We start from the raw sequence: 13,482 nt of genomic DNA, 5'->3' as shown, positions 1-13,482 counted from the left end.
ACTAAACTCCTTTATAATATTGAGTTTCTTTTTTTATGGTTTTTAACTTAAATGGGTAGGTAATAAGGTGCAATATATATACTATTGGTGAGATTAACCATATTGCAAGGAATAAATAAACATTAAATACTTTAAGAAGCAGTTTTCTGTTTTTTTGATGCTTATAAATCAAATTTGACCATTTATTGAAAATTTTATTGGCTGTTTTATCTACTGTAACTAAATATGAGCTGATTTTTACTGCGCCAATTGCCAGTAATTTTGGCTGTAAATCTTCTAGTTTGTTCTGATTTAGTTGGGAGAAAATAACTTCTCCAAATTTATTAGATTCCTGAATGTCTTTGTCAGAGACTCCCGGTAAAGGAAGTATTCCCAAATACTTTTTCTTTACTCCGGAGAACATCCATTCTACGATTGTAATGACACTGATTAAATTTCCAACCCGATCTACCAGGGCAATGTTTCCTACTAATTGAGCATTGGCTTCTTTTAGTAATGTTTTGATTTTTTCCTGTGCCATAATCCACATATTTCGGGAACCGCTTATAGTAACAACTGGCGTATTGTTCAGGATTTTTTTTGCATCATCACTTTTCAAAAATGAATTGACAGGAATCGAAGGCGACAAATACCAAACCTGGTAATGGAAAAGAACTAAGTCGAATTTTGTGTTTAGAATTTCTTGAGGAACAGGTTTTAATGCTGTTGGGATTTGAAGAAAAGATTCTGGAAAGGCGTCAAAAAAAGAATCCTTATCCCAAGGAAAGGGAAAGGGTTTCTCTAATTGTATTTCGTGAAACGTTACATTTATTTCTTCTGAATTCAGGAAAGGTTTTGCGATATTCCGCGCAATCTCTTCTAGTTGTCCTGACTGAGAATAATAAATAACAAGAACATTTTTCATTTGGTTTAATGGCTTTGGTGGTTGCGCAAAAATAAGTATTTTTTTTAAACGAATTTCCTTATTTTATCTGTTCGTTTTATGTGTACCCAATCCGGCCATGTCGCAGCATCTTCGGCATCATAAATTCGGATTTTTTGGTTTGCATCTTCTATTAATAAATCATCAGAGGTACAGCCCAGAATCGCTGCAGCTGCTGCAACTCCGGAATATGTTGCTCCTGCAACACCGTGAGATAAGGTACAGGCACCACAAAGAAACAGATTTTCGATTTCGGTTTTGTTCTTGTAAGAGAAAGGCCCTACCTGATTTAATGTTTTTTCGGTGCCGTAAACATTTCCTTTTGTCGAATTAATATAGAATTCATTGGTTTTAGGAGTTCCTAATTCTGCCTGTATAATATGTTGCTTCGCATTTGGGATTATTTTTTCGACGTTGTTCATCAGTTTTTCGACGATTCTTTCTTTGAATATTTTATAGGCTGGATTATGATAATCATCTAATCCATTAAAATCTTTCAAATGATCGTAATTGACGTAGGTTACAATTTCGAAATTATGGTAACGTCCGTTAAAACTTGCCGGATCTTTGAGTGTCGTACAACTTATAAATACCGAGGGAAATGAATCGCCGGAATCAATTGTATCGCTCATTAAATGTTCGAAATTGGCATCGTCGTTTTCATCTTTCATCATCCAGAAATTTCCGGAATCTATATTATATAAGGTAACATCAATATCAAGGGTCAAAAATAAAATTAAAGAAGTAACGGAGTATCTAGTCTTGTCAAGTTTTTTGAGAAGTGATTTACTTAAATGTTCTATATCAATTAAATTTAAATAAGTGATTGAAGGATCAGCATTCGAAACAATATTTTTGGCTCGTATTTCTTCGCCGTTTTCAAGCTGAATACCTATGGCTTTTTTATTTTCGATAATGATTTTGCGTACGTTTTGTTTTACGCGAATTTCTCCGTTATGTCTTTTTATACCTTTTGTCATGGCTTTTACAATGCCGCCGCCGCCGCCCATTGGATAAAATCCGCCATCAAAATAATGACTCATTACGGAACAATGTACCGGAAAACAAGCACGACTGGGAGGAAGTCCGTGATCGCCGCACTGAATATTCAATACTGCTTTTAGCTTTGGATCTTTAACATGCCATCCAATTACTTTCTTTAAAGGAAACAAAGCAAATTTGCCAAAATGTTTGGTACGGAACGGAACGGTAATGTTTTGCCACCAACCTTTTAGTTTTGGAATCAATTGCAGTTCGTAACTTACTTTTTCAACCAAAGAAAGATATTCGTTGATGTTTTTTTCTTCGTGTGGAAAATGGGAAGAAAGGGTTTTCTTGAGATTGTCAATTCCTGCCGGAAGATCGAAAGTCTCATCTCCAATCAAACAATGTTCGTAAGCCTTTTTATTCATTCGGAAAAAGACCATGTCATTCGCAATTCCTAAACCCCTGTACAATTCGTTGGTAGATTGTCCTTCTTCAAGTTGTCCTACATAATGTACGCCCGGACTAAAACGCTGCCCTTTTAAAGTAAAACTATGACTCCAGCCACCGGGAACATAATGTTGTTCGAGTACCAAAACTTTCTGTCCGGCTCTTGCAAGACATATAGCAGTTGATAAACCGCCAACTCCGGAACCAATAATAATGGTGTCAAATTCCTGCATATTTTACTTTAAGAATTGTAGGGTATAAAAGAACGATTTTTAATTAAATAATTTTTACGCTTTGACGTAATTTGTAAAAAAACTTAAACAGATATTTTGTGTTGATTTCGAAATTAAATCTATGTGTTTAATTTTTTCACGCAGATTTTAAAAGATTTGAGCAGATTTCTTTTCTAATCTTTGGCGGTTTAAACACATAGGAACATAGCTTTTGTCCTGTCTAATGATTTAACCGCAAAGTCCGCAAAGTTTTTTATTTAATGGTATGTTTAGAAACACAAAGTTCGCAAAGCTTTGTATTGATTTAGCTTTGCGAACTTTGTATTTTTATAAAATCCGATATGTAAAAAACTTTGCGGACTTTGCGGTTAAATTCCCTTTAATTTTTTATTTCAATTGATTCCAAAAATCAAAGTAATTGAACCATTGCAGAGGATATTTTGCCAACATCGATTCTACACTTTCGATATAAGCTTTCAACAATCCTTTTTCGTCACGGTGTTTGACTATCGCTTCTCTTGCATACAAGTGATAATGCAGGTTTGGCTCTTTCATTACGTAAACAAAAACTACGGGAACTTTTAATCTTGAAGCGATTAAAAATGGACCTGCAGGAAAGTTTGCTTCTTCACCAAGGATTTTCTCAGATAGTGATTTGGTACCTTCAAAATAGCGATCGCCTGTAAAACAAACCAGCTCATTATTTGCAAGTGCAGCATTGATCTCGAAAATATGAGACATGTCATCGCTGATAATGATAAATTTAACGGTAGGTTTTTGAGCAACGCTTTCCAGATAATTCTTAATAGCCGAATGTTCTAAATCTGTAGTAACCAGATTAATCTGAAAATCAATGTCGATATCGCCTAAAAAATGTTCTGCGATTTCAAAATTTCCAATATGAGCACTGATTAAAACGCCTCCTTTTTTCTCTGCCAAAAGATTTTTCAGGATTTCGATTCCATCAAATTCATAGGTAAATTTATTTCGCATTCCTGCCGAAATGGAAATTTTATCAATAATAGTCTGTCCAAAAGTGTAGTAACTTTTGAAAACCATTTTTTTAGATTTGAAATGAGAATACTTCAGCCTTTCTCTGAAATAATAAGAAATAGCTTTGTTGCTTTTTTTTAGAAATAAAAAATAGTAAGAAGCAACAAAATAAAGTAAAACATAAGCAGCTTTAACCCCCGCTTTTTTTATTAAAAAAACGAATATTCTATATCCTAAAACAGTTCCTTTTGATTTGCCATCCCATTTGCTCATTAAGCAGTTTTGGCTTTTAATTTGTTTTCAATAAGATCATAAAAGCTTTGAAAAGAATCAATTCCTACGAAATCAACTTCTACTAGTTTTACGCCAAAGTTAGCTTCTATTGAAACTACTAAGTCAACATAATCTAAACTATCTAACCCAAGTGTGTCTTTTAAATTAGCATCTGGTTCAATATCATCATTATCTACTTCAAATTCATCAACTAAAAAACCATTAATTCTTGCTATAATCTCTTCTTTATTCATCGTTTAATTTAAACTTTTTAACCACCAACGCAGAGTTGGTTCCTCCGAATCCGAAGGAATTGGACAAAAATATGTCAAATTTTTTGTATAAAGTAGTTTTGACCAAATTTAATTTGGCTGCATCTTCATCAGGATTGTCTAAATTGATGTTTGGAGCAATGAAATCGTTCTGCATCATTAAGATCGAGTAGATTACTTCACTGGCTCCTGCCATCCAGCATTCGTGACCAGTCATTGATTTTGTGGAACTTACATACGGATTTTTCTCACCAAAAACTTCGAAAATAGCTTTGGCTTCATTACCGTCTCCAACTGGTGTTGAGGTTGCGTGAGCATTTATATAATCAATGTCCGTTGCTTTTATTTTTGCATCATCAAGCGCTCGTTGCATGGCTATAGACGGGCCTTCGACATTTGGCGTAGAAATATGTCCACCGTTTGAAGAGAAACCGTAACCTACGACTTCGGCAATAATGTTGGCGCCTCTTGCAATCGCCGATTCGTAACTTTCAAGAATTAAAGTAGCGCCGCCGCCACTCGGAATTAACCCGTCTCGATCTGCATCAAAAGGACGAGAAGCTTTTTGAGGTTCATTTTCTCTATTCGAAAATACGCCTAAACCATCAAAACTGCTCATCGCATATTTGTTGATTTCCTGAGCACCTCCGGTAATAATAATATCCTGAAAGCCGCTTTTGATTAAAAAATAAGCCAGACCTATAGAATGTGAGCCACTTGCACAAGCAGCACTTATGGTAAGATTGATGCCACGGAGTTTAAAAATCGTAGATAGATTCATCGTTACCGTAGAATTCATTGATTTAAAAATGGCTCCGGAACCTATTAGTGCGGTGTCTTTTTTCTCGCGAACAATATCTGTAGCATCAATAATGGCTTTTGAGACACTATCATTTCCGTACATAATACCTACTTCACGATTGTCAAAAAAAGTGTCATCGATATTGGCATTCTTCAATGCTTCGATAGTAGCCATATAAGCATACTCGGTTTCTTCACCAATGCTCATACGTTGTCTGCGGGTCAATAAGTTTTTTAAATCAGCTTTCGGGACCATCCCTGTAAGTGCTGATTGAAAACCAAATTCTTTTCTTTCAGAATCAAACTGAATACCGGATTTCCCGTTGTATAACGATTCCTTTACTTCTTCTAAAGAAGTTCCGATACAAGAATAAATTCCCATTCCAGTAATTACAACTCTCTTATTCATCGTCTTTCAAAGTAATTTTTTATCCTTAAAGTATAATTTTTTTTATCTCGCAAAGACGCAAAGTCGCAAAGTTTATTCTTTTTTTAAGTTTTTTTAATTAAAACTTTGCGTCTTTGCGTGCAATTTTCAACGTTTAAAAAAAACTTAAAATAGTCTCTCAAACATAGGAACTATTAAGAATATATTCCTCCGTTTATATTGATAATTTCTCCTGTAATATAGCTTGATTTTTTTGAAATCAAAAAGCTTACCAAATCTGCTACCTCTTCGGCTTCGCCAAAACGATTTACGGGAATCAGTTTCAATAATTCTTTTTCGTCTAACTGGCTTGTCATATCGGTTTTTATAAAACCAGGGGCAACAGCATTTACAGTAATATTTCGTTTGGCAACTTCCTGGGCCAATGCTTTTGTAGCAGCCACGATTGCGCCTTTGGCAGCCGAATAATTCGTTTGTCCGGCCGTTCCTTTTACGCCTGAAACAGAAACTATATTTACGATTCGGCCATATTTATTGCGTAGCATTTTTTGAATTAAAAATTGCGTTACATTAAAAAATCCGTTTACGCTTGTATTCATAACACCGTTCCAGTCTTCGGGAGTCATCCACATAAAAAGACCGTCTTTTGTAATTCCGGCGTTGTTTACTATTGCTTCTACAATCGCTTCAGGATTTGCATCCTGCCATTGTGTTAATGTTTTTTGTACTTCTTCAAAATTAGAAACATCAAAACCTAAGATTTCTCCGGTTGCTCCTAATTTTTGAATTTCCTGAAGTGTTGCTTCGGCAGCAGTTTTATTCGAATGATAATTAATCAGAATATGATAACTAGATTCAACGGCTAATTTTTTACAAATAGCACTTCCGATTCCTCTTGAACCGCCTGTTACTAATACACATTTCATATTATGTAGAATTTATTTTTTAGATGTTACTTCTTCTTTTTAGCTGCAGGTTTCACCGCAGGTTTTGTAGCAGTCTTTGTTTCTGCTTTTGACTTATCAGTAGCAGTTTCAGTTATAACCTTTTTTTCTATTGTTTTTTCTGCTGTTTTCGAAAACAGTTCAGCGTTTTCAAACCATTCATTTGATAATACAGTTCCGTCTGGTTTAAGAAAACCCCATTTTCCTTCATTTTTAACTCTGGCAACACCATCAATAAATCCTTTGTCTTGTTGTACAAACATGGCAATAAGTCCGTTTGCGGTAATACCATATTGTGTTGGAATAACTAGTTTTCCGGCCTCGTTAATGAATCCCCAGTTTTTTTCTTTTACAGGAGCAAGCCCGTTTGAACTAAAAACTTCGGCATCGCTATATGTTGGCGGAATCACAAATTCAGCTTTTGGGTTGATGTATCCCCATTTAGATCCTATACAAACCGGAGCCAGGTTTTTTGAGAATGCTTTTGCTTTATCATATATAGGTAGAATCGTCCAGTTTCCTTTTAAGTCAATGAATCCAATTTTCCCGTTCTTTTTGGCATAAGTCAGATCCTGAGTTTCAAAATCCCAGATCTTTTCAGCACCATCTACCGGAATAAATTTTCCTGCGCTAACGAGTCCAAAAGTTTTGTCCATTCTTGCCCACGCGGTATTTTTAAAATAGTTTCCTATTTCGGCATAAGCAGGTTCAATAATTTCTTTTCCCTCAGTATTGATGATTCCCCATTTTTTGTTCAGTTCGACCCTTGCAAAACCATTTTCAAAAGATTTAATCTGATCGTATTTTGGTTCCAGAACAATGGCCATTTTTGAATTGATTAATCCAACTCTGGTATTTTGTCTGATAAAAGCAACCCCATTATTAAAATCAAATAATTTATCAGAAAACGGTGCTTTCTGAATTTCTCCTTTAGTATCAATATAAACCCAGTCCTTATCTTTTTTTACAATTGCAATTCCGCTGTTAAAATCTTTTGCATCATTAAAAGTTGCCGGAATTACCCAGGTTCCTTTAGTGTCTATAAAACCCCATTTTCCACCGTTTTCTACAGCTGCTAAACCATCAGAAAAACTTTTGGCTGATTTGTATTGAGGTTCAATCTTAAAGTTTCCATCTTTAGAAATGTATCCAATCTTGCCATTTTTTTTAACCAAAGCCAGTTCCTGACTATTAACAAATTGAATAAAGAATACTAATAAAAAAATAAGCGGTTTTTTCATGATTTTAAGGTTCAATATTAATAATGTGAAAAAAGGTATTTATTAACTGTTGATTAGATAATCTTTTACTTTTTGAACAAACGGATACATTACCTGATCTTCTGAAAATACAGGAATGATATTTCTAACGTCATTGTACCATTTTTTAGTAACTGATGAAATTTTATCTTTTTGTTCTAAATAATCAATTGCCTGAACGATTGTAATCATTTCGATTGCTAATACTTCAAAAGAGTTTTCGATTACTTTTGATGTAATGACTGCTGCATTTGTTCCCATACTTACAATATCCTGATTGTCATTATTGTTTGGGATACTATGAACATACATTGGGTTCGATAACATCTGGTTTTCGGCAGTTGTTGAGGTTGCAACGAACTGAACACCCTGCATCCCGAAATTAAAGCCTAGAGTTCCTAAGTTTACAAATGGAGGAAGGATTTCGTTGATTTTTGAATTCAGTAAATAATTCAACTGACGTTCTGCCAACATGGTTAATTTTGTAATAACAATTTTCAGTTTATCCATTTCAAGCGAAATATAATCGCCGTGGAAGTTTCCTCCGTGATAAACGTGTTTGTTTTTTACATCTATAATAGGATTGTCATTTGCAGAGTTGAATTCGTCTTCAAGAATAGAAGCAACATTATTGATTGTTTCTAAAACCGGACCTAAAATTTGAGGTACACAACGTAAAGAATAATATTCCTGAACTTTTTCCTTGAAAATTTCTTCAGTGTTTTCGCCAGAATATAAATGGTCTTCTCTTTTACGAATCAAAGTACTGTCAGAAAGATTTTGTCTCATTCTTAAAGCTACTTCTTGTTGTCCTTTATGACGTTTGGTTTGGTTTAATTCTTCAGAGAAGTGATCGTCATATGCCTGAACCAATTCGTTGATCGCGCAAGAACATTTTAATGACCAGTCTAATAATTTATTAGCGTGGTGCACATTTACAACTCCAATTCCCGTCATTACAGAAGTTCCGTTGATTAACGCAAGTCCTTCCCTGATTTCTACCTGAATTGGTTTTAAACCTTCGATTTCGAAAACTTCAGGAGTTGGTCTTCTGTCTCCTTTATAAAAAACTTCGCCTTCACCAATTAAAACTAAAGCTAAATGTGATAGTTGTACTAAGTCTCCGCTAGCACCAACACCACCGTGCTCAAAAATAAGAGGTGTAATATCTTTGTTGATCAATTCTGCCATAAGGTGAATTACTGACGGATGAACACCTGAATTACCTAATGATAAAGTATTTAATCGAGCCAAAATTGCTGCTTTTGCACAAACAGGACTTAAAGGTTTTCCTGTTCCTGAAGAGTGACTTCTGATTAAATTGTATTGTAACTGAATTTGGTCAGATTCTTTAATTCTATATTGAGCCATTGGCCCAAAGCCTGTGTTTACTCCGTATATTACTTTATTTCCTGAAAATTCTTTCAGGAAATTGAAGCTTTCGTTTACCCGATTTAAAACAAGATCGCTAATGACAATTTTGTTATTTCCAAAAATGATGGACTCGAATTCTGCTAAACTTAAATATTCATTAATTGTATTCATTAAACTGGTTTTGATTGTGCTAATTTAATTTTATTTATCAAAATAAATGTAGTTATTTTGATGATGGCAAATGTAGGCTAATAATTGATAATATTTTTAATATGATAAAGGAGTTTGTTGATGTTTTAGTGATTGGTGCAGGACCTTCCGGATGTGTCTCGGCATCGTATCTTCACAAAAACAATATTAAGATAAAAGTTGTTGAAAAAACAAAGTTTCCAAGACTTGTGGTTGGGGAAAGCCTTATACCCCGGGTAATGGACCATTTTGCTGAAGCTGAGCTTTTTGAATGTCTTGATGCAATGAATTTTGAAAAGAAATTAGGTGCCCGATTTATCAGAGGAGAAGAAATATGCGTTTTTGATTTCAGTAAAAAATTTGGTGAGGGCTGGGATTGGACCTGGCAGGTGCCAAGAGCTGATTTTGATCATACAATGGCGCAGGAAGTGATTCGAAAAGGGATTGATCTTGAATTTGAATCTGAAGTGCTGGAGGTTTCTTTTGAAGGTAAAAAATCGAAAACGATCGTAAAGGATAAGGACGGAAATCTTAAAGAAATTCATGCTAATTTTATTATAGATTCCAGCGGATACGGGCGTGTTCTGCCAAGACTTTTAGATCTCGATACGCCATCAAAACTAGATCCGCATTCTTCGATATTTACACACGTAAAAGACATTAACAGAACTGAAGGAGAGGAAGGAACTCAGATTTCGTTTGATATTCTCGAAACAGAAGTTTGGTTATGGGTAATTCCGTTTTCGAACGGAAACACCAGTTTAGGGGTTGTAGGCCCAACGGATTATATTAATTCTCTTTCTGAAAATAAAGACAATGCTGAGGCTTTGCGAAATGCGATTCAAAAATCAGATTATTATATCAAAAGGTTTAAAGGAACTGAATTTTTATTTGAACCCGTAAAACTGGAGAATTACTCAAGAGCCGTAAAAAGAATGTACGGAGATGGTTTTGCCCTGACCGGAAATAGTTCTGAGTTTTTAGATCCTGTTTTTTCATCCGGAGTTGCTTTTGCAACCGAATCCGGTATGCTCGCAGCAAAATTATACCTTAAAGAATCAAAAGGAATTGAAGTAGACTGGGAAGTTGAATTTACTGAATACATGAAACGCGGTATTGCTGTTTTTACCACTTATGTAAAAGAATGGTACACCGGAAATCTTCAGACTTTATTCTTTCACCAACCGGAAAACCCTGATGTTAAAGAAAAAATATGTTCTGTTCTTGCAGGATATGTATGGAATGAAGAAAATCCGTTTGTTAAGAAACATGATCACGTAATCAAGAATATGGCGTATTTACTGAATATGCAAAAAGAAGAAAATCAAGGTTCTTAATATAATGTCCAAGAAAAAAGCGCAAATATCTTTTATGATTTTGCGCTTTTTTTATAAAACAACCTTATAAAGAATATTATTTTTCTTTTAACATTTTTTCTAAAAATTCATTCTTCTCTTTTTCAACCTGAATTAAGCGTTCGTAAAGTTCTATCACTTTATCAAGAGGATTAAAAGTTGCAAGTATTAATGTTATTTCCAAAGAAGTTATTAGGACTATCGTTGAAAGTATTAAAATAACTAATCTGTTTTCTTCTGAAAAATTTTAAATTGCTTCAACCTTAACGCCAAGTACTTTTGCTATTTATACCAGCTTTTTACTATCAACTTCTTCGCTTCCTTCAATGCTGGAAACCGTTTGTTGGCTTACTCCCATGGCCTCTGCAAGTATTTCTTGTTTAATACCACGAAGTTCTCTGATACGGCTAATATTTCGGCCAATATGTTTGGGTTTGGTTGCTGTGCCCATATTTCAAAGGTATTTAAAATTCTTTATAATAGGTATTGATAAAAAAACAAATGTTTTGGTAAAATACTATTTGTATGCTTTCTTTATAATCATTTTCGAAAGAGATTTTGCTGTTTTAGCATATCCTTCACCAATTCTGGATTCATTACTAAAGTTACTTCCCCATTGATCTCCCGGAGATTCTTCGCTTGTTATTTCTAGCAGGACATTTGATTTATTGGCAGTTTCAACAAACTTTAGATTTGTAGTAACTTTTGCAGGTTGTTTCATAATTCCGGCATCCCAACCCGGGTAAATCCAAACGGTTTGTACAATTAAGGTATAAGGAGTATTTAAGCCTTCCTGAAAGTTAAGATCTTTTTTTGCTTTAGACAATACAATGTTTCCTATTTCTAAAAATTTAGGCGTCCAGATCTGGTCTTTAGAAACCACCCATCTCTTTTCCCAAAGATTGCCGTTTCCTTTTGCTTTTTTATCCAAATCGGCTTTGTGTTCTTCGATATATTGTGCCTCAGATTTATTTTCTTTCATCATAGTAAAATTACTATAATCAAACTGAGTGTTGATTTCTTTTTGATCTTTTAAGAAATCAAAATTACCCTGAACGACTTTCATGTCCTGTGCGAAGGCAACTCCGGAAATAAGGAATAATGCAAATATTAGTCTTTTCATTTTTTTATAATGTTGGTTAATTATTCGGGGGTAAATGTAAGTGAAATCTTTGTAGAATAAAAAAGAGGATGCTGTTTGTAGCATCCTCTTTAATCTTCAAAAAATAATATAGTAAAAAATTATACTACCAGAATTTAACATACAAAGCCACGATAACCAATAATGTAATTACGATTAAAACTGTAGTTTGTGGTTTTACTTTAAACATTTCAGCGTCTATTTCAAACGCTTTTGGATTTACTTTTGGTCCTGCAAAACTGATTGCGATCATCGCAAGCATAGTAAAGAAGAATGATAATCCCATACAAATATGGAAAGGGATTTCGAATGCACCTTTTCCGTTAGGATACGCTGTGTACAATAAAGTCTCGTTTCCAAAAATCATTGGAGCGTATTCGTTGAACAATACAGAAAGAACAAATCCTAAAATTACACCCACAATTGCTGCAGTTCCGGTAGTTCTTTTCCAGAACATACCAAGAAAGAACATCGCGAAAACTCCGGGGCTAATAAATCCGGTGTATTTTTGGATGTAGGTAAATCCACCAACTCCGCCAATTCCTAAGATATCATTCCATGTAAATAATACCGCTAAAAGCATTGCAGCAAAAACGGCAATTCTACCAATATTTACCTGTTGTTTTTCTCCGGCGTCTTTCTGAATGTATTTTTTATGAATATCCAATGTATAAATAGTCGAGATACTGTTTACTTTTCCGGCTAATGAAGCCACAATTGCAGCTGTTAATGCTGCTACAGAAAGTCCTTTTAAACCTGTTGGCAAGAAAGTCAATACAGCAGAATAAGCTCCGTCTTTTCCTCCGACCAATTGAGGTAAATGTCCGTTTTCGTAAAGAACGTAAGCAGCAATACCAGGTAACATTACGATTAATGGCATTAATAATTTAAGCATCCCTGCAAACAAAATACCAGTACGGGCAGTTTGCAAATCAGCACCTAAAGCTCTTTGAGTAATGTATTGGTTACAACCCCAGTAGTTTAAGTTGATGATCCAGATACCGGCAAGGTAAGACATCAAACCAGGAAAAGTTAAATATTTATCGATATCAAGCTGAGAAGATGTTGCAGTTGGTTTTGGGATAATCATTTTGAAATGCTCAGGAGCTTCTCTCATTAAAACCTTGAAACCGGCAATAGCATTTTCACCTACTCCAAAATATTGTCCAACAGTTGTTAGTGCGATGTATGAAGTAACCAAGCCTCCAATGATCAAAACAGCAACCTGAATAACGTCTGTATACGCCACGACTTTCATACCTCCCAAAGAGATAAATAAAGCGAACACTGCCAAACCTATCATGATCACGTGCAGATATTCTCCCCCCGCTAAACCATTAATAGCAACGGCCCCTAAATATAAAATAGAAGTTAAGTTTACAAATACATATAAAAACAACCAGAAAACTGCCATAATTAATGCAGTCGATTCATTGTAACGTGTTTTTAAGAATTGAGGCATCGTATAAATCTTATTTTTAAGATATACCGGAATAAACCAGACTGCTACGATAATCAAAGCAATAGCGGCTAACCACTCATAAGCAGCAACAGCGATTCCTAAAAAGAAACCTTCACCACTCATCCCGATGAATTGTTCAGCTGAAATGTTTGATGCAATTAATGATGCTCCAATAGCCCACCACGTTAAGTTTCCTTCAGCCAAAAAGTAAGCCTTAGCATCTTGTTCGTCTTGTTTACGTTTGCGGTAAACAGTGTAACCGTAGGCAGAAACTACGATGAAATAAATAATAAAAACCGCATAATCTGCGAAAGCGAGGTTCTGGTTCATTGTTAGTAGTATTTTAAAAATTAGTATAGGTGATTGTTTGTTTAATTTGGTTTTTTAAAAATCATTAGTTTAGGATAATTTTCAAACTAAGATTTTGTTATTTGTATTCCTT

The 13,482-nt window shown here is 34.7% G+C and carries 11 protein-coding genes and 1 pseudogene; 1 reads left to right on the top strand and 11 read right to left on the bottom strand.

All coding sequences use genetic code 11. The annotated features are described in order from the left end of the window. Window position 1: 1 nt before the first annotated feature. The 8 genes from ACQKCJ_RS00230 to ACQKCJ_RS00195 all read right to left on the bottom strand — a co-directional run bounded on the left by ACQKCJ_RS00230 (window position 2) and on the right by ACQKCJ_RS00195 (window position 9,064). Window positions 2-904 carry a dialkylrecorsinol condensing enzyme DarA gene (locus ACQKCJ_RS00230; RefSeq protein WP_271335105.1) on the bottom strand — a complete coding sequence of 301 codons (903 nt, stop codon included), beginning with the start codon at window positions 902-904 and terminating at the stop codon, window positions 2-4. A 44-nt stretch (window positions 905-948) separates the two neighbouring features. Further along, on the bottom strand, window positions 949-2,589 hold the full coding sequence (locus tag ACQKCJ_RS00225; RefSeq protein ID WP_427401118.1) for a phytoene desaturase family protein: 1,641 nt from the start codon (window positions 2,587-2,589) through the stop codon (window positions 949-951). A gap of 387 nt (window positions 2,590-2,976) precedes the next feature. After that, complete coding sequence (locus tag ACQKCJ_RS00220) at window positions 2,977-3,855, bottom strand: lipid A biosynthesis acyltransferase (protein ID WP_271335107.1); 879 nt, start codon at window positions 3,853-3,855, stop codon at window positions 2,977-2,979. Beyond that, complete coding sequence (locus tag ACQKCJ_RS00215; RefSeq protein WP_271335108.1) at window positions 3,855-4,109, bottom strand: acyl carrier protein; 255 nt, start codon at window positions 4,107-4,109, stop codon at window positions 3,855-3,857. The genes ACQKCJ_RS00220 and ACQKCJ_RS00215 overlap by 1 nt, the downstream gene beginning before the upstream one ends. Further along, window positions 4,102-5,337 (bottom strand): beta-ketoacyl-[acyl-carrier-protein] synthase family protein, encoded by a 1,236-nt coding sequence (locus ACQKCJ_RS00210; RefSeq protein ID WP_271335109.1) that lies wholly within the window; start codon window positions 5,335-5,337, stop codon window positions 4,102-4,104. The genes ACQKCJ_RS00215 and ACQKCJ_RS00210 overlap by 8 nt, the downstream gene beginning before the upstream one ends. 173 nt (window positions 5,338-5,510) lie before the next feature. Further along, a complete protein-coding gene (gene fabG, locus ACQKCJ_RS00205; protein ID WP_271335110.1) occupies window positions 5,511-6,242 on the bottom strand; it encodes a 3-oxoacyl-ACP reductase FabG in 732 nt (243 codons plus the stop codon). Between the two features lie 26 nt (window positions 6,243-6,268). Further along, window positions 6,269-7,501 carry a WG repeat-containing protein gene (locus ACQKCJ_RS00200; RefSeq protein ID WP_271335111.1) on the bottom strand — a complete coding sequence of 411 codons (1,233 nt, stop codon included), beginning with the start codon at window positions 7,499-7,501 and terminating at the stop codon, window positions 6,269-6,271. Window positions 7,502-7,543: 42 nt separating this feature from the next. Then, window positions 7,544-9,064, bottom strand: coding sequence for an HAL/PAL/TAL family ammonia-lyase (locus ACQKCJ_RS00195; RefSeq protein WP_271335112.1), 1,521 nt, complete (start codon window positions 9,062-9,064; stop codon window positions 7,544-7,546). A gap of 101 nt (window positions 9,065-9,165) precedes the next feature. Between ACQKCJ_RS00195 and ACQKCJ_RS00190 the strand changes: the two genes are divergently transcribed. Further along, window positions 9,166-10,419 carry an NAD(P)/FAD-dependent oxidoreductase gene (locus tag ACQKCJ_RS00190; RefSeq protein WP_271335113.1) on the top strand — a complete coding sequence of 418 codons (1,254 nt, stop codon included), beginning with the start codon at window positions 9,166-9,168 and terminating at the stop codon, window positions 10,417-10,419. Window positions 10,420-10,495: 76 nt separating this feature from the next. Here ACQKCJ_RS00190 and ACQKCJ_RS00185 read toward each other — a convergent pair. The 3 genes and pseudogenes from ACQKCJ_RS00185 to ACQKCJ_RS00175 all read right to left on the bottom strand — a co-directional run bounded on the left by ACQKCJ_RS00185 (window position 10,496) and on the right by ACQKCJ_RS00175 (window position 13,370). Next, window positions 10,496-10,888 (bottom strand): annotated as a pseudogene (locus tag ACQKCJ_RS00185) (helix-turn-helix domain-containing protein). A 66-nt stretch (window positions 10,889-10,954) separates the two neighbouring features. Beyond that, window positions 10,955-11,560: a hypothetical protein gene (locus tag ACQKCJ_RS00180; RefSeq protein WP_271335114.1), complete on the bottom strand. Its 606-nt coding sequence runs from the start codon at window positions 11,558-11,560 to the stop codon at window positions 10,955-10,957. Between the two features lie 124 nt (window positions 11,561-11,684). Next, complete coding sequence (locus ACQKCJ_RS00175; RefSeq protein WP_271335115.1) at window positions 11,685-13,370, bottom strand: sodium/sugar symporter; 1,686 nt, start codon at window positions 13,368-13,370, stop codon at window positions 11,685-11,687. Window positions 13,371-13,482 lie beyond the last annotated feature (112 nt).

It is taken from the genome of Flavobacterium sp. NPDC079362, from assembly GCF_050267765.1.
GTDB lineage: Bacteria > Bacteroidota > Bacteroidia > Flavobacteriales > Flavobacteriaceae > Flavobacterium > Flavobacterium azizsancarii.
Note: the sequence above shows the minus strand (reverse complement) of the source record. Positions and strands in the feature narration are given on the sequence as shown.